This is a genomic window from Leekyejoonella antrihumi (genome assembly GCF_007845645.1).
GTDB classification, from domain to species: domain Bacteria; phylum Actinomycetota; class Actinomycetes; order Actinomycetales; family Dermatophilaceae; genus Leekyejoonella; species Leekyejoonella antrihumi.
Genome location: NZ_VCQV01000044.1, coordinates 1 through 21780, shown reverse-complemented (window position 1 = coordinate 21780; position 21780 = coordinate 1). Strand labels below are relative to the sequence as shown.

Sequence of the window (21780 nt, the reverse complement as noted above, 5' to 3'; positions counted from 1 at the left end):
GCGTGACGTGCCCCATGGTTACGATGAACCGGTGGCCACCCAACTGACGCTTCTGCCCCGGGTTGCCTACCAGGATCGGCCGGTGGCCAGTCCGCAGCTGCGGCAGCTGCTCGCCGCGCTGGCCGCCGACCTGAGCACAGGAGCCAGCACGTCGCGACTGATTCAGCAGCTCTGGCCGCGAGCCCTGCCGGATCACCCGAACAAGGCACTGCAGGTGCTCGTGTCACGAGGGCGTAGCCAGCTGGGCCCCGAGCTGATCGTCAACACGCCGAGCGGCTACCGGCTCGGCCTGCCCGCGGACGAGGTCGACAGCTCCTGCGCCGTGCTCAAGGTTGCCGCCTGCGATCGCGCCGCCCGCGAGGGCGACCATGCCGCAGCACTGTCCCACGCCGAGTCCGGACTGGCACTGTGGCATGACGCGCCGCCCACCGCCGACGACGGCGACGACCCGCTCAGTGTGTTGCGCAGTGAGCGGGTGTCCACGTATGCCGCCTTGGCCCGCGTCCGTGCGTTGTCCCTCTCCCGCCTGGGTCGGCACGACGATGCGCTGCCACTGCTCATCGATCTCGTCGGTGCCCGGCCTCGCGAGGAGCAGCTGCTCGCGGCGCTGCTGCGCTCGGAGGCGGTCGCGACCAGTCCGTCCGCGGCGCTCATCCGGTACGAGGCCTATCGACGCTCCCTGCGAGACGACCTCGGCTCCGATCCCGGGCCCGAGCTGCAGGCGGTGCAGCGGGAGCTGCTCACCGGTGGCCGGATGAAGATCCGCTCCGGCGTCACCTTCGAACCCAACTCGTTGGTCGGACGCGACGAGGATCTCACCGCGGTCGGCAACCTGATCCGCAGCTCTCGCGTCACCTCCATCGTGGGTCCCGGAGGCCTCGGCAAGACCCGGCTCGCGCATCTTGTCAGCCACCGGGCGGACCAGCCGCAGGTGCAGTTCGTGCCCCTTGTAGGGGTGTCCTCATCGGACGCGGTCACCGCAGAAGTGGCGTCGGCCCTGGGGGTTCGCGACCAACGCATCCGCCCCAACGTGCACGTCACCGTGCCCCGAGACGTGCTGTCCAGCATCATCGAAGCTCTCAGCCCCGGCCCGAGCCTGCTCGTCCTCGACAACTGCGAGCACGTCGTCGACGGGGTCGCCGACCTGGTGCGCTCCCTGATCTCGCTCTCGCCCAACCTGCGTGTGCTCACGACCAGTCGCGCGCCGCTCGGTGTCACCTCCGAGTCGGTGTATCTGCTGCCGGAGCTCGATCTGGCCATGTCGATCGACCTGTTCACCCAGCGCGCGCGGGCCGCACGGCCGGGGGTCGACCTGCCCGTGGAGGTCGTCCGGGCGCTCTGCGGTCACCTCGACGGGCTTCCGCTCGCGCTCGAGCTGGCGGCCGCGCGCACCCGTGTCATGTCGGTGTCGCAGATCGCGGCGCGACTGGGTGACCGCTTCGCCCTCCTGCGCGGTGGTCCTCGTGATGCCCCCGAGCGACACCGCACCCTGCAGGCCGTCATCGACTGGAGCTGGAACCTGCTCAAACCATCGGAGCAGTCCACCCTTGCTGCGCTGTCGGTCTTCCCCGACGGCTTCACGCTGGACGCGGCCGAGGCGCTGCTCCGTGATGCCACCGGACCGAATGGCCTGGTGGACAGCCTGGACGCACTCATCGAGCAGTCCCTGCTGAAGGTCGAGGACCGACCCGGTGGCACGCGCTACCGCATGCTGGAGACCGTCCGTGAGTTCGGCGCCGCGCGGCTCGAGATGTCGGGAGATGCCCGGGCCATGCGTGCCCAGTTCCAGCGGTGGGCCACGGCCTTCGGGGCGGCCTGTGCCGAGCCGGTCTTCGGCGCCGATCCCGTCCCGGTGATCGACCGGCTTCGGGACGAGCAGGACAACCTCGTGGCGGCCCTGCGCACGGCGATCACGGATCAGGACGAGTTGGCGGCCGCGGCGACGTTCGGCGCGCTCGGTGCCCTCTGGACGGTCGAGTCGAACCACTCACGCACCCTGGCCTACAGCGGCGAGGTCGCCGCACTGCTGTCGCACTTCCGGCCGGATCCCGCGCAGGTCGAGATCGTGCGCTGCGCGCTTGTGCTGTGCGCCAGCGACATCATCATGGGGCAACGCAGCGGTCTACGTGCCCTGGTGGCGCTCCGCAAACTCCCGAAGGCCGTGCCCGACAACCTGATCCGAGCCTTCGCCGTGCTCTTGCCGCACATCCCGCAACTCATGGTCCCGGGCGCACCGTTGCCCCCGGAGCTGCGAAACTCCCAACACCAGCACCTCCTCACCGCCACGTCGGTGATCGTCGGCCAGGTGTGGGAGAACGACGGGCAACCCGACAAGGCCCTGGCAGAGTCGGAAAGGCTCCTGGCCGGCGAGACCGCGCGGCAGGGCCTGTGGCAGCAGGCTCTGGTGCGCAGCCGCATCGGAGAGCTCTATCTGCAGACGGGTCGGCTCGACGAGGGCGAGCGATACCTGCGATCCGCAATCCCCGTCCTCGAACGAATCGGCGCCACGTCCGACGTGCAGGTGCTGCGGTGGAGCATCGCCCTCGCGGCGCTCAGCCGGGGGGATGTCCCCAGTGCCGAGGCCGAGCTCGAACACGCCGGAAAGGCTACTGTCGAGAACCCCTTTGGACCGAACGTCAACGACGACCTTCGAGTGCGCGCAGAGCTCGACCTCGTGCGCGGCGACGTCCCCGGTGGGCTCCGCCGGTGGCGGCGCCTGCTCGACCGACTGAGCGCGACTGTGGGCAACGTGATCGTGACCGACCCGCCCGGCCTGGAGCCGTGGAGCCTCTCAACAGAGGCTCAGACGCTGATTGCCCATGCGCGCTACGACCACCTCCCGGAGGTCGCGGGGCTGGAGCGCACCCTTCGGAGCAAACTGCAGGCATTGGGCGAACGAGCCAGAGTACTGCCGCCGAACCCGTTCACCCTCGACCTGCCGGTATTCGGCATGGGCCTGCTCGCGATCGGCCTGGCCCGGCTGCGAGCCGGCTCGCAAACCGGTGCCCGCATCGGCGCCGCAATGGTCGTGCTCGCCGACACCATGCAGTACCCGCGGTACCAGCCGTCCATGTCTCGGGAGTGGTCCGCCGAGTTTGCCCGTGAGACAGCAGGGTCGGCATACGACTCCGCAGTGGAGTCGTATGCCGAGCTACCGCTCGATGAGCGCGTGCCCGAAGGTGTGCGCCTGCTCGAGGCTCTCGATCAGGCCTGACGCCGGTAGCCGCGGACGGCCAGTGGCATGAAGATCGCGACGACGGCAGCGCAGCCGACCATGGCCCAGCCCACCTGCCCGTTGATAGCGCCGTCATTGGCCAGCGACCGGATGGCCGACACGATGTGGGACACCGGGTTGACGTTGACGAAGCTCTGCAACCAGCCCGGCAGGGACGTGACCGGCACGTAGGCGTTGGACAGGAACGTCAACGGGAACATGATCATCATCGACACCCCCTGCAGGCCCTGCGCCGACTTCATGACCGTGCCGAGGAAGGTGAAGATCCACGCCAGCGACCAGGCCGCGACGACCACCAGCACGCCCGCAGCCAGGACACCGAGCACGCCCCCGCCGGGACGGTAGCCCATTGCCAGGCCGACGATCAGGGTCAGCGTCGTCGCGATGACGTAGCGCAGGCAGTCCGCCAGCGCCGGACCCGCCAGCGGTGCCAGTCGTGACATCGGCAAGGACTTGAACCGGTCGAAGACTCCCTTCTCCATGTCTTCTCGCAGCGTGACACCCGTCGCCATGCAGGTGGTCAGCGCGGTCTGGACGAGGATGCCCGGGATGAGCAGGGGCAGATACTTCGTCACGCTCCCGGCGATCGCCCCGCCGAAGATGAAGCCGAACATCGGTGTGAACAGGAGCGGTTGGACGATCGCGTCAAAGAACTGCTCTGGGTTGCGCCGCATCTTCTGCAACGCGCGACCCGCCATCAATATCGTCTGGCGCAGAGTGTCCAGCGGGCTGACGTGCCCGCGCAGGCTGCCGACGTCGACCGTGCCGGTCGTCGCGGTGATGCTGGTCATCGGCTTGCCTCCATCTCGTTGGTCAGGTCGGTCTCGCTCATGGACGAGTTGGACCGCCCGGGATCGTCCTTGTCATGGGCGTGCTCACCGGTCAGCGCCAGGAACGCCTCGTCGAGTGTGGGCTCCTCCACGGAGACCTGCACGACTCCGATCTCCGTCTCGCGCAGCGCGATCAGCACATCCGCCGCCTCGTCAGCGCGATCGAGCGGGACGGTGAGCCGCCCCGACTCCGGCGTCCGGCCGGCGGTGCGGCCGACCGTCCTGGCCACCAACCGTGCCGCCTCGTCAAGCCTGTCCGGATCGGCCAGGCGTAGCGCCAGCGTCGAGTTGCCGACGGATGCCTTGAGCTCCCCCGAGGTGCCCTCGGCAACCTTGCGGCCACGGTCGATGACGGCAATGCGGTCGGCGAGCTGGTCCGCCTCGTCCAGATACTGCGTCGTCAACAGGATCGTCGACCCGGTGCGCACCAGGTCGCGCACGGTGTCCCACATCTGACCTCGGGTCCGGGGGTCCAGCCCGGTCGTCGGCTCGTCGAGGAAGATCAGGGGCGGCTGGGAGATCAGGCTGGCCGCCAGGTCGAGCCGGCGCCGCATACCACCGGAGAACTGGGCGATCGTGCGGTCGGCGGCATCTTCAAGGTCGAACCGCCCCAACAGGTCCACCGCAGTCGCACCGGCCCGCTTGCTCGACAGCCCGTGGATCCGGCCGAAGAGGCGCAGGTTCTCCCGTGCCGTGAGCTTCTCGTCGACCGAGGCGTACTGCCCGGTGACACCGATCAACTGCCGGACCTGGTGCGGACTGCGCTTGACGTCGACCCCGAAGATTGTGGCCTCCCCGTCATCGATCCGCAGCAGCGTGGCGAGCATGCGCAGCATCGTGGTCTTGCCGGCGCCGTTCGGCCCGAGCACCCCGAAGACCTCTCCGGGGCGAACCTCCAGATCCACTGCGTCAACGGCCCGGACCCCACCCGAGCCCTTGAACTCCTTGACCAGGCCTCTGGCGTGTACTGCCAGGTCGCTCACGGTTACCTCCCACTCCACGCCGCACCCCCGTGGTGCAACAGGAGCACAGTGCAGCATGCCGCATACAGACTGGTTTCAGACCGGTTTCAGCAGGTTGTGCGGCGCCGCTACTCGTCGGAGCTCGTCATGGCGGCAAGTCGTCTGCCGACCAGCAGCACGCCCGCGACCAGTGCCACCAGCGCCGCGAGCACGGCATACAGCGCGGGCACCGGCGGCTTGCCGGCACCGACGATGGAGGAGATGGCCGCGACCAGGGAGTCGCCCCAGGACCGCGCGGACAGCCACTTCACCGGGGAGATCAGGCTGGAGATGGTGGACTCCCAGATCAGCCAGTAGAGCAGGCAGCCCAGGATGCTGCGCTTCATCACGGTCGCGAGCGCGATGAAGATCCCGACGTAGGCTGCCGCGGCCACCACCCCGGCGACCAGGGCGGCTAGTGCCAGTCCCCCTCCGCTCCCGACCAGGACGAGCGCCGCGATACCCATGGGCACGGCGCCGCCGATCAGGGCGGCGCCGAGCACGATGGTTGCCTTGCTGCCGATGATTGCCACCCGAGAGATCGGTTTGGTCAGCAGGTAGATGATCGAGCCGTCATCGAACTCGGAGTTGATCAAGGTGGTGGTCGCCAGCAGGGTCACGACCGGCACGACGATGCCGATGCCGAATACCTGCAGGAACGACTGCGCGTCGGCGTCGGTCATGCCCGTCGAGACCGAGCGGAGCAGCACGCTGAGGCCGATGAGGACCAGGGGTAGTGCGATCAGCAGCCACACCCGGGCGCGGCCGAAGAGCGACCGCAGGCCGAGTCGCAGGATCGGGGTGTTCATGTCAGCACCTCGCAGACAACCAGGACACCGGAGGTACTCATGCGGCGCGGGGTGGTCATGTGTTCACCAGGTAGCTGAAGACACTCTCCAGCGACTCGTCGGTCGGGGTCAGCTCGAAGATGCGCACCCCGTGCTCACGGGCCAGTCGGGGCACGATCTGGGCAAACTGGCCGAGGTCATCCGCCTCGACCTCCAGGCCGTGATGCCCGCGCAGGCGCGCACCACGGACGGACGGATGGCCCAGTAGCAGCGTGGCAAGCGCCCGGTCGTCGGAGCTGCGGATGAGGTACTGATTGGGCCGATCGGTCATCAGCCGGCGGATCTCGGCGAAGTCGCCCGACGCCGCGTGCCGACCGGCCACCAGCACCTCGACCTGACGCGCGATCTGCTCCACCTCCTCGAGGATGTGTGAGCTGAACACGATGGTGTGCCCGCGCTCGGCAAAGCCGGTCAGCAGGCCCATCATGTGCCGGCGCTGGATCGGGTCCATCCCGTTGAACGGCTCATCGAGGAGCAGTACGTGCGGGCCATGCACGAGTGCCGACGCCACCTTGATGCGCTGCTTCATGCCCTTGCTGTAGGTGGAGATCTTGCGGTCTGCCGCAGACGCCATGTCGACCAGTCCGATGGCGTATTTCGTGGCGGTCGCCGGCTGCGGGACCCGTTGCAGGTCGGCGTTGAGCCGCACGAACTGCTCTCCGGTCAGGAAGTCGTACAGCGACTCCTGCACCGGCACCAGCCCCACCTGGCGGTAGATCGCCACATTCTCGCGGGCTGGTGCTCCGCCGATCGTGACGGAGCCGGTCGACGGTGGCAGCAGCCCGGCCATCATGGACAGCAGAGTCGACTTGCCGGCCCCGTTTGGTCCGAGCAGACCGGTGATGCCCGATGTGATGTGCATGTTGACGTCGTTGACCGCGACAACGTTGCCGTACCACCGCGATACGTTGCTCAGCACAAGATCGGTCATAGCGCGGCCGCCTTGCGGATTCGCAGCAGCAGCACCCATACCGGGCCGAGGATCCAGACAAGTGCGATCACGGCGTATGCCGTGGCCCACGCTGCCGACGGGTGCGGGAGGTCGGGGTTGGGAGCGGGCGTGGTGAAGACGCCGGTCACCAGCTGCGCCACCGCGGTGAACGGGTTGAACGCGGCGACCACGAGCCCGAGCGTCCCGTTGTGCGATCCATGGGCGGCGCCGAGCAGCGCCGTCACAATGCCGGACGTCACCATCAGGGCGATGATGATGGCCGCCACCGCCAGACCGGCACGGGTGGTGAGGGCCGCGATCATGCCACTGAACGCGGCAATGACCAGCACCAGGACGACGACACCGACCATGGCGGTCCAGAAGTTGTGTGACTGCTCGCCGGTGTCGACGTACGCGGTCAGTGCCACGGCATACCAGATCGCCATCGGGATCGCGATGATCGCGAACAGCGCCGTGACGAGCGCACCGAGGCGCACGAGCACGTAGACCGCGCGAGACAACGGGCGGGCGAAGTAGAGCACGATCGTGCGGTAGCGCAGGTCGCGGGCAAAGAGCACCGGCGCCTGCGCCGCCGCGAAGATGGTGATCAGCAGCTGGGTCCAGTAGGGGTAGCCGAAGTAGTTGGACAGCGGCCCGAACAGGTCGGCCTGGCTCGACATTGACATCTTGTGCAACTGGATCAGCATGCCGGCCAGCACCAGTGCGGGAATCAGCATGATGGCGAAGATCAGGAACGGGATGACCTTGGACTTACCCGACCGCCCCAGGCCGAAGCAGTGCCGCAACGAGGTCAGATAGAGCGAGGCTGCGATCGCCCCGGTCCCCTGTCGTCGACCGGTGAATGGGCGGTACCCGATGTCGTGGATGACGCCGTGTGGCTGGCTCATCGCGCCACCGCCGGTGTCGGTGGTTCTGCCGGGCGGTCGAACACTTCCTCGAGGGTGTGGTGGACCTCTTGGATGCGGACCAGGCCGAGCCCAAGCTCGACCACCACGTCGCGAATGACATCGAGGGTCTCCGGTCGATCAACGCGCACCTCGATCCGACTGCCCGACGGCCACGCCGTGACACCGCGTTCGACCAGTGCCTGACCCACCTGGCGGTCACAGCCGAGCGGGCCGAGCACCTCCACCACCACGTTCCCCGTGGTGTGGGTCAGCTCCGTGGTCTGGGACGCCCTCAGCAGCCGTCCGCCGTCGATGACGATGATGTAGTCGGCGCTGCGTTCCAGCTCGCCGAGCAGGTGGCTGGTGACCGCGACCGAGATCCCGAAGTCGTGCCCGATCCGGTCGATCAATGAGAGCATGTCGTCCCGCGACCTCGGATCCAGGCCGTTGGTCGGCTCGTCCAGCAGAACGAGTGCCGGGCTGTGCACGATCGCCTGCGCGAGCTTGGCCCGCTGTTTCATGCCGGTGGAGTAGCCACCCATCAGCCGGTGCCGCTCCTCGGCGAGGCCGACGTGCCGCAGAACCTCCGAGGTGCGTTCTCGTGCAGCATCTTTGGGCAGACCCGACATCATCGCCATGTGCATCACGAACTCGGCAGCAGACACGTCCGCCGGCAGGCAGTCGTGCTCCGGCATATAGCCGACCCGCTCACGCACCTGGGCACCGTGTGTCGCCGGATCCAGCCCGAGGACGCGCGCGCCGCCACCCGTCGGCCGCAACAGCCCGAGCAGCACCTTGATCAGCGTCGACTTGCCGGCACCGTTGACCCCGACAACTCCGGTAACCCCCTCCGGGATCACCAGAGTGAGGTTGTCCAGTGCCCGGACGCGTGGGTACTGCATGATCAGCCCCTGAGTCTCCACTACCGCCATGGGCACCGAGCCTATGTCACCCCACCCCACGAAGTCTTCGCTCGTCCCTCGCTGAGTACTGCGCGGGGACCCCGAAAAGCCGCGCCGATGTCACGGCGGCCGGCCACTTCCCCCGCGGGAATGACCGGCCGCCATGGCACTGCTGGAGGTCAGCGAGCAGCCGAACCCTCGACATAGTCGGCGTCGTTGTCCTGGATCCAGCTCATCAACCCACGCAGCTTCTTGCCGGTCACCTCGATCGGGTGCTGAGCACCCTTCTCGCGCAGCGCGTTGAACTCCGGTGCACCCGCATCCTGGTCGGCAATGAACCGCTTGGCGAAGGTGCCGTCCTGGATGTCGGACAGCACAGCCTTCATGTTGTCCTTGACGCTCGGATCGATGACCCGCGGGCCCGAGACGTAGTCGCCGTACTCGGCCGTGTCGGAAATCGACCAACGCTGCTTGGCGATGCCGCCCTCGACCATCAGGTCCACGATCAGCTTGAGCTCGTGAAGCACCTCGAAGTAGGCGATTTCGGGCTGGTAGCCGGCCTCGGTGAGAACCTCGAAGCCGTACTGCACCAGCTGCGACGTGCCACCGCACAGGACGGTCTGCTCACCGAAGAGGTCCGTCTCGGTCTCCTCGGTGAAGGTTGTCTCGATGCCGCCTGCACGCAGTCCGCCGATTCCCTTGGCGTAGGCCCTGCCCAGGTCCCAGGCCTTCCCGGACGCATCGACCTCTACCGCGACGAGCACGGGAACGCCCCGCCCGTCGACATACTCGCGCCGCACGAGGTGACCCGGCCCCTTGGGCGCCACCATGACCACGTCGACACCCTCCGGCGCCTTGATGTAGCCGAAGCGGATGTTGAAGCCGTGCGCGAAGAAGAGCGCATTGCCTTTCTGCAGGTTCGGGGCGATCTCGTCGGCATAGACCTTGCGCTGCACCTGATCCGGGGCGAGGATCATCACCACGTCGGACTCCTTGACGGCATCGGCGACGGACACCACCCGCAGTCCCTCGGCCTCCGCCTTCTCGCGGGACTTCGAGCCCTCCCGGAGCCCGACCCGCACATCCACGCCGGAGTCGCGCAGGTTGAGTGCGTGCGCGTGCCCCTGGCTGCCGTAACCGATGACGGCCACCTTGCGGCCCTGGATCACGGACAGGTCGGCGTCGTCGTCATAGAACATCTGCGCCACGGTTATGTCTCCTTGATTCTGATGGGTTGATTGAAGTATTCGCGGTTGGCTCAGGCAGTGCGACGGGAACGGTCGGTGATCGAGCGGCCACCGCGGCCGACCGCGACCAGGCCGGACTGGACGAGCTCCCGCACGCCATACGGTTCGAGCACGTCGCGCAGCGCATCGAGCTTGGTCCGGGTGCCGGTTGCCTCGACCACCACCGCATCGACGCTGATGTCGACGACGTTGCAGCGGAACACCTCCGCGAGCTGGATCACCTCGGGTCGGGTCGTGGCGTCGCATCGCACCTTGATCAGCACGATCTCGCGCTGGACCGAGGCGGACGGGTCGAGCTCGACGACCTTGAGCACCTCGACCAGCTTGTTGAGCTGCTTGGTGACCTGCTCCAGGGCGAGCTCCTCGACATCGACGACGATCGTCATCCGCGAGACTGCGTCGTGCTCGGTCGGTCCGACGGCGAGGGAGTCGATGTTGAACCCACGCCGCGAGATCAGGCCGGCGATGCGTGCCAGCACACCGGGCTTGTTCTCGACCAGTACCGAAAGCGTGTGCCGTGCCGTTGCTGCATCACTCACCGTCATCACCCTCACGGTCGAACACCGGTGTCATGGCTCGTGCCACGGTCACCATGTCATTGCTCACTCCGGACGGCACCATCGGCCAGACCATCGCGTCGCGCTCCACCACGAAGTCGATCACCACGGGCACGTCATTGATCTCCAGCGCCTTCTTGATCGTCGCGTCGACGTCCTCGGGCTTCTCGCAGCGCAGCCCGACGCAACCGTAGGCCTCTGCCAGCTTCACGAAGTCGGGCACTCGGGAGCCGGCGGCCGACGTGTGCAGGTCGGTGTTGGAGTAGCGCTGGTTATAGAACAGCGTCTGCCACTGGCGCACCATGCCGAGGCTGGAGTTGTTGATGATCGCGACCTTGATCGGGATGTTGTTGATGACGCAGGTCGCCAGTTCCTGGTTTGTCATCTGGAAGCAGCCATCGCCGTCGATCGACCAGACGACGCGGTCCGGTTGCCCTGCCTTGGCGCCCATCGCGGCCGGCACCGAGTAGCCCATCGTGCCCAGGCCACCGGAGTTCAGCCAGGCGTTCGGCCGCTCGTACTTGACGAACTGCGCTGCCCACATCTGGTGCTGCCCGACGCCGGCCACGTAGGTGGCCTCGGGCCCGGTCAGCTCCCCGATGCGCTCGATGACGTACTGCGGAGCGATTGCGGTCGCGTCCTCGGGAGGCGAGTAGCCGAGCGGGAAGGAGGAGACCCACCCTGCGGTGCGCTCACGCCACGCGGAGTAGTCGCCGCCGTGGCCCTCCTCGATGTCGGCGCGCAACGCAGTCGTCAGCTCCCGGATGACCTCGTCGCAGTCCCCCACGATCGGCACGTCGGCCACCCGGTTCTTGGAGATCTCGGCCGGATCGATGTCAGCGTGAATCACCTTGGCCTCCGGCGCGAACGACGACAGCAGGCCGGTCACGCGGTCGTCGAACCGGGTGCCGAGGGCGATCAGCAGATCGGCCTTCTGCAGTGCCGTGACGGCGGCGACCGACCCGTGCATGCCCGGCATACCCAGGTGCAGCGGATGGCTGTCCGGCACCGCTCCTCGAGCCATCAAGGTGGTGACCAGCGGGATCTGGGTCAGATCCACCAGCTCGCGCAGCGACTCGCTGGCCCGCGCCCGGATGACGCCGCCGCCAACGTAGAAGACGGGCTTCTTGGCGGCCTTGATCAGATCGGCCGCCGCGCGGATCTGCTTGTGGTGCGGCCGGGTCACCGGGCGGTAGCCGGGCAGGTCGAGGGTCGGCGGCCAGGAGAAGGTCGTCTGCGCCTGCATCGCGTCCTTGCTGATGTCGACCAGCACCGGGCCGGGACGGCCGGTCGCGGCGATGTGGAAGGCCTCGGCGATCGCGCGCGGAATGTCGGCGGGATCGGTCACGAGGTAGTTGTGCTTGGTGACCGGCATCGTGATGCCGCGGATGTCGGCCTCCTGGAAGGCATCCGTGCCGATCGTGCGGGAGTGGACCTGCCCGGTGATCGCGACGACCGGCACCGAGTCCATGTAGGCGTCCGCGAGCGCAGTGACGAGGTTGGTCGCGCCCGGCCCGCTGGTGGCCATGCACACGCCGACCTTGCCGGTCGCCGAGGCATACCCTTCGGCGGCGTGACCGGCACCCTGCTCATGGCGGACCAGCACGTGACGCACCTTGGTCGAGTCGAGCAGCGGGTCGTAGGCCGGCAGGATCGCGCCCCCCGGGATTCCGAAGACCACCTCGACCCCGACCTCCTCGAGCGCGAGAACGAGCGCTTGGGCACCGTTGACCTGCCTCGGCGCTACCGGCGCCGCGCTATGCGCGACCTGCGCTGGAGTCGGGATCCGGGCGGCGGATCCTGGAGCCTGAACGTTCGTCACGGCACTCACCCTTGTCTCTTCTATCCTCTATGTGAATGGCTCGGTCTCGGACACAAAAAAACCCTCAGCCGGTCAGGGCAGTGAGGGTCGGCGCGCGAGCTGACGAATCAGCTTGCGCGCCTTCGAAGTACGAGAATTCGTGCCATGCACCGAGTCTCTTGGTCAACACCCGTAGTGTCAACACTTCGAGACGCCGGTCTCACATAGCGGGAATACTCGGCCTCCGTCTCACCGCCGCGACCAGTCGTCAGTCGCAGACTGCGCCTACGCTGGCGCTGCGCACGAGCTTGCGATACTTCGCAAGAACGCCGCGCGTGTACTTCGGCTCCGGATGAGTCACGCCGGCATCCCGACGAGCCTGCATCGTCGCGTCATCCACCAGCAGATCCAAGGTGGCGGCACCGACATCGAGTCGGACCACGTCGCCGTCCTCGACGAAGGCGATCGGGCCCTCGTCGACGGCCTCCGGTGCGACGTGCCCGACGCACAACCCCGTCGTACCCCCGGAGAAGCGGCCGTCAGTGAGCAGCAGGACATCCTTGCCGAGACCCGCGCCCTTGATGGCGCCGGTTATCGCGAGCATCTCACGCATGCCCGGACCACCCTTGGGTCCCTCGTAGCGGATGACAACCGCGTCGCCCGCCGCGATGGTGCCATCCTCGAGGGCATCCATCGCAGCGCGCTCCCCGTTGAAGACGCGAGCTGTCCCCTCGATGACGTCCTTGTCGAATCCCGCCGACTTCACGACGGCACCCTCCGGCGCCAGCGAGCCCTTGAGGATGGTGATCCCTCCGGTGGGATGGATCGGCTCCCTCATCGCCCGCAGCACCTTGCCGTCCACATCCGGCGGCCGGATCGCCGCGAGGTTCTCGGCCATCGTCTTGCCAGTCACGGTCAGACAGTCGCCGTGCAGCAGGCCGGCGTCCAGCAGCGCCCGCATGATGACCGGCACGCCGCCGACCTTGTCGATGTCGGTCATCACGAACCGGCCGAACGGCTTCACGTCGGCCAGGTGTGGCACCTTCGCGCCCACGCGCTGGAAGTCGTCGATCGTCAGGTCGACGTCGGCCTCGTGAGCGATGGCCAGCAGGTGCAAAACGGCGTTGGTCGAACCACCGAAGGCCATGAGGACGGCGATGGCGTTCTCGAACGCCTCCTTGGTCATGATGTCCCGGGCGGTAATGCCCTGGCGCAGCAGCCCGACCACGGCCTCACCCGAGCGCCGAGCGAAGCCGTCTCGCCGCCGGTCGGTGGCCGGTGGGGCGGCACTGCCGGGCAGTGACATCCCGATCGCCTCGCCGATGGAAGCCATGGTGTTGGCGGTGTACATGCCGCCGCATGCGCCCTCACCTGGGCAGATCGCCCGCTCGATGGTGTCGACGTCTTCCCGGCTCATCAGCCCCCGTGCGCAGGCGCCAACCGCCTCGAACGCATCGATGATGGTGACCTCCTTCTCGGTGCCGTCCGAGAGCTTGGCGATGCCCGGCAGGATCGACCCGGCATACAAGAAGACCGACGCCAGGTCCAGGCGCGCGGCAGCCATCAGCATTCCGGGCAGCGACTTGTCGCAACCCGCGAGGAGCACTGACCCATCGAGGCGTTCGGCGCTCATCACCGTCTCCACCGAGTCGGCGATCACCTCGCGACTCACCAGCGAGAAGTGCATGCCCTCGTGACCCATGGAGATGCCGTCGGAAACACTGATCGTGCCGAACTCCAGCGGGTAGCCGGCCGCGGCGTGCACACCGTCCTTGACCGCTTTCGCGAGTCGATCGAGCGACAGGTTGCACGGGGTGATCTCGTTCCAGGAGCTCGCGACTCCGATCTGCGGCTTGGCAAAGTCGTCGTCACCCATGCCTACGGCCCGAAGCATCCCTCGCGATGCGGTCTTCTCCAGACCATCGGTGACATCACGGCTGCGGGGCTTCAGATCGGGTGTGTCAGTCATGGCCCGATAATAGTGCTATGTCCGCCCATTGGGACGCCGATCTCAATGTTCGGAATGCCGGGCGGTGTGCACCGCCTCGACGGACGCCACACCGGGCGCCAGGTCTGCCCACGGCACGCCCACTCGCAGAATCGAGACCGTGCAGGTCGGATATCCGGCGGCCAGTTCTTCGGTGCCGGGCTGCCCCTCGCTCAGCACATCCGCGAGCGCCGGCACGCCGGGCGCGTGGCCGACCAGAAGTACCGTCGAGGCGTCAGCGTCGACCTCCTGCAACACCTGCAGCAGGGTGGAGACGCCGGCGTTGTAGATGCGCGCATCGTGCTCGATGAGGGCACCCAGAGTGCCGGCGTCGGAGACGTTCGCCCAGGTCTCTCGAGTGCGGACAGCGGTTGAGCACAGCACGGTGCCGGGGACGACCTTGCGCTCCTTGAGCCACCGGCCGAGCTCCCGCGCATCCGAGCGGCCGGCGGCCGTCAGCCGGCGCTCGTGGTCGGCCGTGCCTGCCGGGTCCTGCGCCTTGGCATGTCGCACCAGCACCAGCCGCCGGGTCGCCCTACTCATTTGGGGCCCCCGCAAAGGAGCGAAGCGAGCACTTTGTGGGGTGTTCCTTCATGAGGTGAAGCATGTCATCCGGTCGCGACAAGGTGAGACAGGTCCTCACCCGCAGCAAAACGGGTCAGCTCCCGACGCAGCAGGGCAAGGGCGCGAGGATCGAACGCCGTACTGGCGCCGCCGACATGCGGACTGATGAGCACCCCTGGTGTGCGCCACAACGGATGGGTCTTCGGCAGCGGCTCGGGATCGGTGACGTCCAGGGCCGCCATCAGGCGACCGCTGGCGCATTCGGCAACGAGCGCATCGGTCAGCACGACTCCACCGCGGGCGACGTTGACCAGCAGGGCTCCGTCGGGCATACGGCGCAGGAAGTCCCGGCCGACCAGGCCACGGGTCGCCTCGGTCAGTGGAAGGACCAGCAGGACCACGTCGTGCGAGGGAAGCAGCTCGGTGAGGTCGTCAACGCCGTGGATCCGGTCGACCAGGTCATCACCGGCTCGAGAGCGAGAGGCGACGGCCGTGATCTGCGCGACCTCGAACACCGACAACCGGTGCGCGATCGTGCGTCCGATGGAGCCGTACCCCAGGATCAGCACTCGACGATCCGCGAGCGATCTGCGTCCTGCCAGTGATGCCCACTCGCCGCGGCCCTGCGCACGAACTGCCTCGGGTATGCCGCGGAGTGCTGCGAGGGTCAGCGTGATTGCCAGCTCGGCGGTCGACGTGTCGTGGATACCCGCACCATTGGCCAGTGCGACTCCCGTCGGCAGGTGCGGGAGCGCATGCTCATAGCCGGCCGTCACCAGCTGCACGGCGCGCAGCCGCGGCGCGTGGCCGAGCCAGGTCATGGGCTCCGATCCACCCATGTAGGGCGGCACCGCCAGCTCGACGTCGTCCGATGGCGGCGGGCCGGTCATCTCCCACAGCACCGTCCGCACGCCCGGCACGTCCGCCAGTTGCTCCACCCAGCTGCGCTCCGGCAGCGCCACAGTCACCATGAGCCGACGGTATCCCGTCAGTGCACGGAGACCGGAAGGGCCCGCACACCCCGGATCGTGTTCGACCGGCACATAGGCACCTTGCCGGAGATGCGCAGGTCCGGCATTCGTTCGGCCAGCACGCGAAGCGCGATCTCCCCCTCAATGCGAGCCAGCGGAGCACCGAGGCAGTAGTGGATTCCGCTGGAGAAGGCGATGTGGTCGGAGTTGTCGCTGCGGGTGATGTCAAAGGTGTTCGGCCGCGCAAACACGTCCGGGTCGCGGTTCGCGCCGCCGAGTGCGGTCACGACCCAGTTGCCCTTCGACAGCCGGACTGGCCCGCCTTGAGACGTCGCGGAGCTCTCGACCTCCGTTTCTTCCAACGCAACTCGCGAAGTCAACTGAATCGGTGGGTCGTAGCGCAAGGTCTCCTCGACGACGTCCGCGGCTCGCGTCGGCTCGTCGACAAGGATCTGCCACTGGTCTCGATGCAGCAGCAGCGCGTGCACAGCGTTGCCGATCAGGTTCACCGTGGTCTCGAACCCGGCGACCAGCAGCAGCTGACACAGCGGCAGGATCTCCTCGGGACGGATGCTTTCGCCCTTCTCGGCTGCCAGGATCGACAGCATGTCCTCACGCGGCTGCCTCTCCCGTTCGGCGAGCAGCCGGGTGAACATCACCTCGAGACCCTTCTTCGCGCCGAACGCCTCGTGCGCGTGCCGCATCGACTTGAGGCCGTCGAGCGCGGTCCCCAATGCGGTGCCGTAGCGGATGAAGGTCTCCTCGTCGGCATCGGGCACCCCGAGCAGCTCGGAGATGATCCGAATCGGCAATGGGGCTGCCAGATCTCGGATCAGGTCGAATGACTCCTTGCCCTCCGCCGCGTCGAGCAGCACGTTGACCCGCTTCTCGACGCGGCCCCGGTAGGACTCCATACGCCGTGGTCGGAAGGCAGGGGCGGCGACCTTTCGCAGCCGAGTGTGATCCGGCGGGTTCTTCTCGAGAATCGACAGGTCGAACTCCCCCGAGCTGCGACCGGGGCCTTCTCTGCCCTCCGTGCCGAACTCCCGGCTGCCGAGCACCTCCTTGCAGACCGCGTGGCTGGCGGTGTTTCAGTAGCCCTCTACCCGGCCCTGCACCAATGGCCCGCGGCCGCGAATCTGGTCATACAACGGATACGGGTTGGTGTGCCACGGATAGAGACCCACCCTGGCGAGCGGGTCGCCTCGCAGGCGCCCATCGACCTGCGTGCGCAGCTTCGCGAAGTAGAGCTCACCCGCGAACATGCGCGCGAGCCTGAGCTCGGCACGGCTGATGGGCGATCGCATACGACTCCTTCGCAGCGCGGCAGACAATCCGGCTCGCCAGCGTAACCCTCCCGTGGGTGTTCAGACCCAGTCCGACAGGTCGGTCGGCCCCCGACGGCCTGGAGTGGCATGTGCCAAGGTGGTGAGGGTCGCGCTGACATGGTCGTCACCAACACGGGTGCGCCAGTCCTTGATCTGACGGCCGAAGGCCGCGGCCGAGCGTCGCAGCATGTCCTCCCCACGCGCCGTCGGAGCAAGCAGACGCTCTCGCCGGTCCCTCGGACTCTGCACGCGGCTGATCAGTCCCATCCGCTCCAACGCGTGCGCCGTCTTGGCCGCTGCCTGTTTGGATACGCCAAGGCGTTCAGCCAGCTCAACTCCCGTGCAGCCACGACCAATTGCCTGCATGGCAAATCCATGAGCCGCACGAACGTCGGGATATCCGGCTGCCTCCAACTCAGCGTGGACCGCGTCCACCAACCCCCGGAATGCGGACATGAGCAGGAAGGGCATCGCCAGGTCGTCCGTGGAGTCCATGCAGCGATCCTAAGGGCTTGTAGACAACCGGGTTGACGATATATGGTCAACCTAGTTGTCTACCTCTGATCGGAGAGATGTCATGCCGCACCTGCCCAGTACTTCCGTCCACACCTTCCAGAGGCACGGAGTGACCTTCCACTCCTACGCATCGAGCGCAACCGGCGCCTCGCGGCTCGCGGCCTGGCGCGCCGACTTCTCACCAAACACTCCCGGCCGGCTGCACACAATGTCCGACGAAGAGGTGCTGCACGTGCTGGATGGCGCCCTCGACGTCGAGATCGACGAGGCACACTTCGTGGCGCGGACCGGCGATGCCGTCCTCGTTCCGCGCGGAGCAAGCCTCCGTGTCAGCAACAACACCACGCAGCCGGCTCGGGCCTGGGTCACCACTGCGCTGGGTATGACGGCCACCATGAGTGGCAGCGCACAACCCATCAGTCCTCCATGGGCACAGTAGCCACGGAGCACAGCCGGATCAGGTGAGCTTGGCCAGGATCATCTCCCGGGCCTTGGCGGCATCCGCCTGGCCCTTCAGCTCCTTCATGACCTGGCCGATCAGGGCGCCGGCGGCATTCAGCTTGCCGGCCCGCACCTTGTCGGCGACGGCCTCGTTGCCGGCGATGACCTTGTCGACCGCCGCCTCGAGGGCGCCGTCGTCCTGGACCAGCTCCAGGCCTCGGGCATCTGCCACCTGTGTGGGCCGGCCCTCCCCGGCGAGCACACCGTCAAGCACCTGGCGCGCCATCGAGTCATTGAGTCGGCCGTCCCGGACCATGCCGTCCAGCGCGGCGATGTCGGCGGTCGTGACCCCGAAGTCCTCCAACGCCTTGCCCTCGTTGTTCGCGCGGCGGGCCAGCTCACCGGTCCACCACTTGCGCGCGCCCGCCGCCGTGGCACCATTGGCCACGGTCTGCTCGATCAGGTCGATCGCACCGGCATTGATGACGTCTCGCATCTCCAGATCGCTGTAGCCCCAGTCGGCCTGGAGCCTCTTGCGACGCTTGGCCGGCGGCTCGGGAAGTGACTCACGCAGCTGCTCGACGAGCTCGGCGGCGGGCGCGACCGGCACCAGGTCGGGCTCCGGGAAGTAGCGGTAATCATCCGCATCCGACTTCGGACGACCCGAGGTCGTGGCGCCGGTGTCCTCGTGCCAGTGGCGGGTCTCCTGCAGGATCGAGGCGCCCGAGTCCAGCACGGCTGCGTGCCGACAGATCTCGTAGTGGATCGCGCGCTCGACGGAGCGGAGGGAGTTGACGTTCTTGGTCTCCGTGCGGGTCCCGAGCGGCACCGCGTTCTGATCGCCGCCGTCGCCCGCCTTGGCCCGCAGCGAGACGTTGGCGTCGCAGCGCATCGAGCCCTGCTCCATCCGAACGTCACTGACCCCAAGCGCTTTCACCAGATCGCGCAGGGCGGAGACATACGCTCGCGCCACCTCGGGCGCGCGCTCACCGGCCCCGGTGAGCGGCTTGGTGACGATCTCGATCAGCGGGATTCCTGCGCGGTTGAAGTCGACCAGGGAGTACTCCGCACCCTGGATGCGGCCGGTGGCCCCACCGACGTGCAGCGACTTGCCGGTGTCCTCCTCCATGTGCGCCCGCTCGATGTCGACGCGGTAGGTCGACCCGTCGTCGAGCTCGACGTCGAGGTACCCCTCGAAGGCGATCGGCTCGTCATACTGCGAGGTCTGGAAGTTCTTGGGCATGTCCGGGTAGAAGTAGTTCTTCCGGGCGAAACGGCACCAGTCGGCGATGCTGCAGTTGAGCGCCAGACCGATCCGGATGGCCGACTCGACCGCCGTCCTGTTGACGACCGGCAGCGCACCGGGCAGACCCAGACACACCGGGCAGACGTGCGTGTTGGGTTCGGCGCCGAATACTGTCGCACAGCCACAGAACATCTTGGTCGCGGTGTTGAGCTCGACGTGCACCTCGAGCCCCATGACGGGATCGAATCGGGCAATCGCATCGTCATAGCCGACAACGGCGTCCGTCGTGGTGGTCATCAGATGCTCTCCTTCACGGCCAGGGCCGGTGCCTTGGACAGGATCGGCGCGCCCCACCGCTCGTTCAGCGCGGCCTCGAGTGCCGCGCCCACCTGGTAGAGCCGCTCGTCCTTGGTCGCCGGAGCGAGGAACTGCATGCCGCTCGGCAGGCCATCCTCGTCGGCAAGCCCGTTCGGGATCGACATGCCGGGAATACCGGCGAGGTTCGCCGGGATGGTGGCAACGTCGTTGAGATACATGGCCATCGGGTCGTCGATCTTCTCGCCGATCTTGAAGGCGGTCGTCGGCGCGGTGGGCGTGACCAGCACGTCCGCCTGCTCGAAGGCCGCGTTGAAGTCGCGAGCGATGAGCGTGCGCACCTTCTGCGCCTGCCCATAATAGGCGTCGTAGTAGCCGCTCGACAGTGCATAGGTGCCCAGGATGATGCGGCGCTTGACCTCGTCACCGAAGCCGGCATCGCGCGAGGCGGCCATGACCTGCTCGGCCGACGGACGCTCGATCCCCTTGGGCCCGACCCGCAGGCCGTAGCGCATCGCGTCGAACCGCGCGAGGTTCGAGGACGCCTCGCTCGGCAGGATCAAGTAGTAGGCCGCGAGCCCCTTCTCGAAGCTCGGGCAGGACACCTCGACGACCTCCGCGCCCAGTTCGGTGAGCAACTGCACGGACTCGTCGAACCGGGCCTTCACGCCGGGCTGGAATCCCTCGCCGGAGATCTCCTTGACCAGGCCGACCCGCATACCCTTCACATCGGCGCGGCGGGCGGCCTCGACCACCGGTGGCACCGGCGCATCGATCGAGGTCGAGTCCATCGGGTCGTGCCCGCCGATCACCTCATGCAGCAGGGCGGCGTCGAGCACGGAGCGCGAGCAGGGACCCGCCTGATCCAGCGAGCTGGCGAGGGCGACGAGGCCGTAGCGCGACACTCCGCCATACGTCGGCTTGATCCCCACAGTTCCGGTGACCGCAGCAGGCTGGCGGATCGAGCCGCCCGTGTCGGTGCCGATGGCCAGTGGCGCCTCGAATGCCGCGACGGCGGCGGAGGATCCACCGCCGGAGCCGCCCGGGATGCGCTCCAGGTCCCACGGGTTGTGGCTTGGCCCGTAGGCCGAGTGCTCGGTCGAGCTGCCCATCGCGAACTCGTCCATGTTGGTCTTGCCGAGGATCGGCATACCGGCCTCGCGCAGACGCGTCACGATCGTCGCGTCGTAGGGCGGGACCCAGCCCTCGAGCATCTTGCTGCCCGCGGTCGTGACTAGACCTCTGGTGGTCGCGATGTCCTTGACCGCGATCGGCACACCGGCGAGCGTCGGCAGGGACTCCCCCGCCGCACGGCGCCGGTCGACCTCCGAAGCGGCCGCGAGGGCTCCGTCACGGTCGACCTGCAGGAAGGCGTGCACGTCGTCGTCGACGGCCGCGATCCGGTCGAGGTGCGCCTGCGTTGCCTCGACGGCGCTGATCTGCTTGCTGGCGAGGGCGCCCGCCAGATCGGCGGCGCTCTGGCGAATGATGTCGGTCAAGATGCGCACCTTCTGTGGTTCGAAAGATGTCTCGGTGTCGCCGAGGACTTTGTCGGTGGATTCCTTCCGGGGCCCCGCAAAGAATGAAAGCGAGGTACGAGCGGAGCACTCAGCGGGGTTATTCTCACTCCTCGTCGAGGATGCGCGGCACTGCAAAGCGCTGCGCCTGAGCCTTCGGGGCACCGGCCAGTGCCTCCGCGGCGTCCAGGCTGGGACGCACCACGTCCGGACGCGTGACATTGGACAGTGGGAGCGGGTGGGACATCGGCGGGACATCCTCGACGCCGATCTCACCCACCGCGGCCACAAAGCCGACAATCTGGTCGAGCTGACCCGCCAGTGTGTCCAGCTCGTCGTCGGTCAGATTGATGCGGGCGAGCATGGCGACGTGGGCGACCTCGTCCCGGGACAGCGATGACATAGGGGCAGTCTATGGGCCACCGCCCGGTGACGAGAATGTGCCACCGATCGGCGTGCTGTGCAGGCCCGGAGGGCTCACGTGGATGGTGCGGTTGCCAGTCCGATCGCGGGTTAGAGGTTCCGCGGATAGGTCATGGTCGGCGGGTTGGTCGAGTGTCCCAGCGGTGGGTGGTCCAGGCGGTCCGGATCAGGCGCCGGGTGATGATGATGGCGTTGGCCAAGGCGATCAGAGA

Annotated in this window: 20 protein-coding genes and 1 pseudogene; 2 read left to right on the top strand and 19 right to left on the bottom strand. The window is 67.5% G+C overall.

Going from position 1 to position 21780, the window contains the following annotated elements; all coding sequences use genetic code 11:
• The first annotated feature begins 31 nt into the window (after positions 1–31).
• Positions 32–3214, top strand: coding sequence for an ATP-binding protein (locus FGL98_RS21715; RefSeq protein WP_146320452.1), 3183 nt, complete (start codon positions 32–34; stop codon positions 3212–3214).
• Here FGL98_RS21715 and FGL98_RS21710 read toward each other — a convergent pair.
• The 15 genes from FGL98_RS21710 to FGL98_RS21645 form a co-directional block, all read right to left on the bottom strand.
• On the bottom strand, positions 3205–4026 hold the full coding sequence (locus FGL98_RS21710) for an ABC transporter permease (RefSeq protein WP_146320450.1): 822 nt from the start codon (positions 4024–4026) through the stop codon (positions 3205–3207). The two genes, FGL98_RS21715 and FGL98_RS21710, sit on opposite strands and share 10 nt — an antisense overlap.
• The gene (locus tag FGL98_RS21705; RefSeq protein WP_246136688.1) at positions 4023–5048 is read right to left on the bottom strand and encodes an ATP-binding cassette domain-containing protein; all 1026 of its coding nucleotides are present in this window, start codon (positions 5046–5048) and stop codon (positions 4023–4025) included. The genes FGL98_RS21710 and FGL98_RS21705 overlap by 4 nt, the downstream gene beginning before the upstream one ends.
• Positions 5049–5155: 107 nt before the next feature.
• Entirely contained in the window at positions 5156–5875 is a 720-nt protein-coding gene (locus tag FGL98_RS21700) for an ABC transporter permease (RefSeq protein WP_146320446.1), read from the bottom strand.
• Between the two features lie 55 nt (positions 5876–5930).
• Entirely contained in the window at positions 5931–6845 is a 915-nt protein-coding gene (locus FGL98_RS21695) for an ABC transporter ATP-binding protein (protein ID WP_146320444.1), read from the bottom strand.
• Positions 6842–7753: an ABC transporter permease subunit gene (locus FGL98_RS21690; RefSeq protein WP_146320442.1), complete on the bottom strand. Its 912-nt coding sequence runs from the start codon at positions 7751–7753 to the stop codon at positions 6842–6844. The genes FGL98_RS21695 and FGL98_RS21690 overlap by 4 nt, the downstream gene beginning before the upstream one ends.
• Entirely contained in the window at positions 7750–8685 is a 936-nt protein-coding gene (locus FGL98_RS21685) for an ABC transporter ATP-binding protein (RefSeq protein WP_146320440.1), read from the bottom strand. Before FGL98_RS21685 ends, FGL98_RS21690 begins: the two co-directional genes overlap by 4 nt.
• Before the next feature lie 149 nt (positions 8686–8834).
• Positions 8835–9863, bottom strand: coding sequence for a ketol-acid reductoisomerase (gene ilvC, locus FGL98_RS21680; protein WP_146320438.1), 1029 nt, complete (start codon positions 9861–9863; stop codon positions 8835–8837).
• A 50-nt stretch (positions 9864–9913) separates the two neighbouring features.
• On the bottom strand, positions 9914–10441 hold the full coding sequence (gene ilvN, locus FGL98_RS21675; protein ID WP_246136687.1) for an acetolactate synthase small subunit: 528 nt from the start codon (positions 10439–10441) through the stop codon (positions 9914–9916).
• The gene (locus FGL98_RS21670) at positions 10434–12245 is read right to left on the bottom strand and encodes an acetolactate synthase large subunit (RefSeq protein ID WP_146320474.1); all 1812 of its coding nucleotides are present in this window, start codon (positions 12243–12245) and stop codon (positions 10434–10436) included. Before FGL98_RS21670 ends, ilvN begins: the two co-directional genes overlap by 8 nt.
• Positions 12246–12528: 283 nt before the next feature.
• Positions 12529–14229 (bottom strand): dihydroxy-acid dehydratase, encoded by a 1701-nt coding sequence (gene ilvD / locus FGL98_RS21665; RefSeq protein ID WP_146320434.1) that lies wholly within the window; start codon positions 14227–14229, stop codon positions 12529–12531.
• A gap of 42 nt (positions 14230–14271) precedes the next feature.
• On the bottom strand, positions 14272–14790 hold the full coding sequence (locus FGL98_RS21660; protein ID WP_146320432.1) for a SixA phosphatase family protein: 519 nt from the start codon (positions 14788–14790) through the stop codon (positions 14272–14274).
• Between the two features lie 65 nt (positions 14791–14855).
• Positions 14856–15782: a 2-hydroxyacid dehydrogenase gene (locus FGL98_RS21655; RefSeq protein ID WP_146320430.1), complete on the bottom strand. Its 927-nt coding sequence runs from the start codon at positions 15780–15782 to the stop codon at positions 14856–14858.
• A gap of 17 nt (positions 15783–15799) precedes the next feature.
• On the bottom strand, positions 15800–16843 hold the full coding sequence (locus tag FGL98_RS21650) for a cytochrome P450 (protein ID WP_222432332.1): 1044 nt from the start codon (positions 16841–16843) through the stop codon (positions 15800–15802).
• A gap of 30 nt (positions 16844–16873) precedes the next feature.
• Positions 16874–17089 carry a hypothetical protein gene (locus tag FGL98_RS25940; RefSeq protein ID WP_222432331.1) on the bottom strand — a complete coding sequence of 72 codons (216 nt, stop codon included), beginning with the start codon at positions 17087–17089 and terminating at the stop codon, positions 16874–16876.
• Between the two features lie 60 nt (positions 17090–17149).
• Entirely contained in the window at positions 17150–17605 is a 456-nt protein-coding gene (locus tag FGL98_RS21645) for a MarR family winged helix-turn-helix transcriptional regulator (protein WP_146320428.1), read from the bottom strand.
• An 82-nt stretch (positions 17606–17687) separates the two neighbouring features.
• Here FGL98_RS21645 and FGL98_RS21640 point away from each other — a divergent pair, with 82 nt between their 5' ends.
• Positions 17688–18065: a cupin domain-containing protein gene (locus FGL98_RS21640; protein ID WP_146320426.1), complete on the top strand. Its 378-nt coding sequence runs from the start codon at positions 17688–17690 to the stop codon at positions 18063–18065.
• 18 nt (positions 18066–18083) lie between these two features.
• Here the strand turns inward: FGL98_RS21640 and gatB are convergent, their stop codons facing one another.
• The 4 genes and pseudogenes from gatB to FGL98_RS21620 form a co-directional block, all read right to left on the bottom strand.
• On the bottom strand, positions 18084–19610 hold the full coding sequence (gatB, locus tag FGL98_RS21635; protein ID WP_146320424.1) for an Asp-tRNA(Asn)/Glu-tRNA(Gln) amidotransferase subunit GatB: 1527 nt from the start codon (positions 19608–19610) through the stop codon (positions 18084–18086).
• Positions 19610–21130 (bottom strand): Asp-tRNA(Asn)/Glu-tRNA(Gln) amidotransferase subunit GatA, encoded by a 1521-nt coding sequence (gatA, locus tag FGL98_RS21630; protein ID WP_146320472.1) that lies wholly within the window; start codon positions 21128–21130, stop codon positions 19610–19612. The genes gatB and gatA overlap by 1 nt, the downstream gene beginning before the upstream one ends.
• 121 nt (positions 21131–21251) lie before the next feature.
• A complete protein-coding gene (gene gatC / locus FGL98_RS21625) occupies positions 21252–21548 on the bottom strand; it encodes an Asp-tRNA(Asn)/Glu-tRNA(Gln) amidotransferase subunit GatC (RefSeq protein ID WP_146320422.1) in 297 nt (98 codons plus the stop codon).
• Between the two features lie 130 nt (positions 21549–21678).
• A pseudogene (locus tag FGL98_RS21620) lies at positions 21679–21780 on the bottom strand (IS5/IS1182 family transposase); the annotation flags it as partial.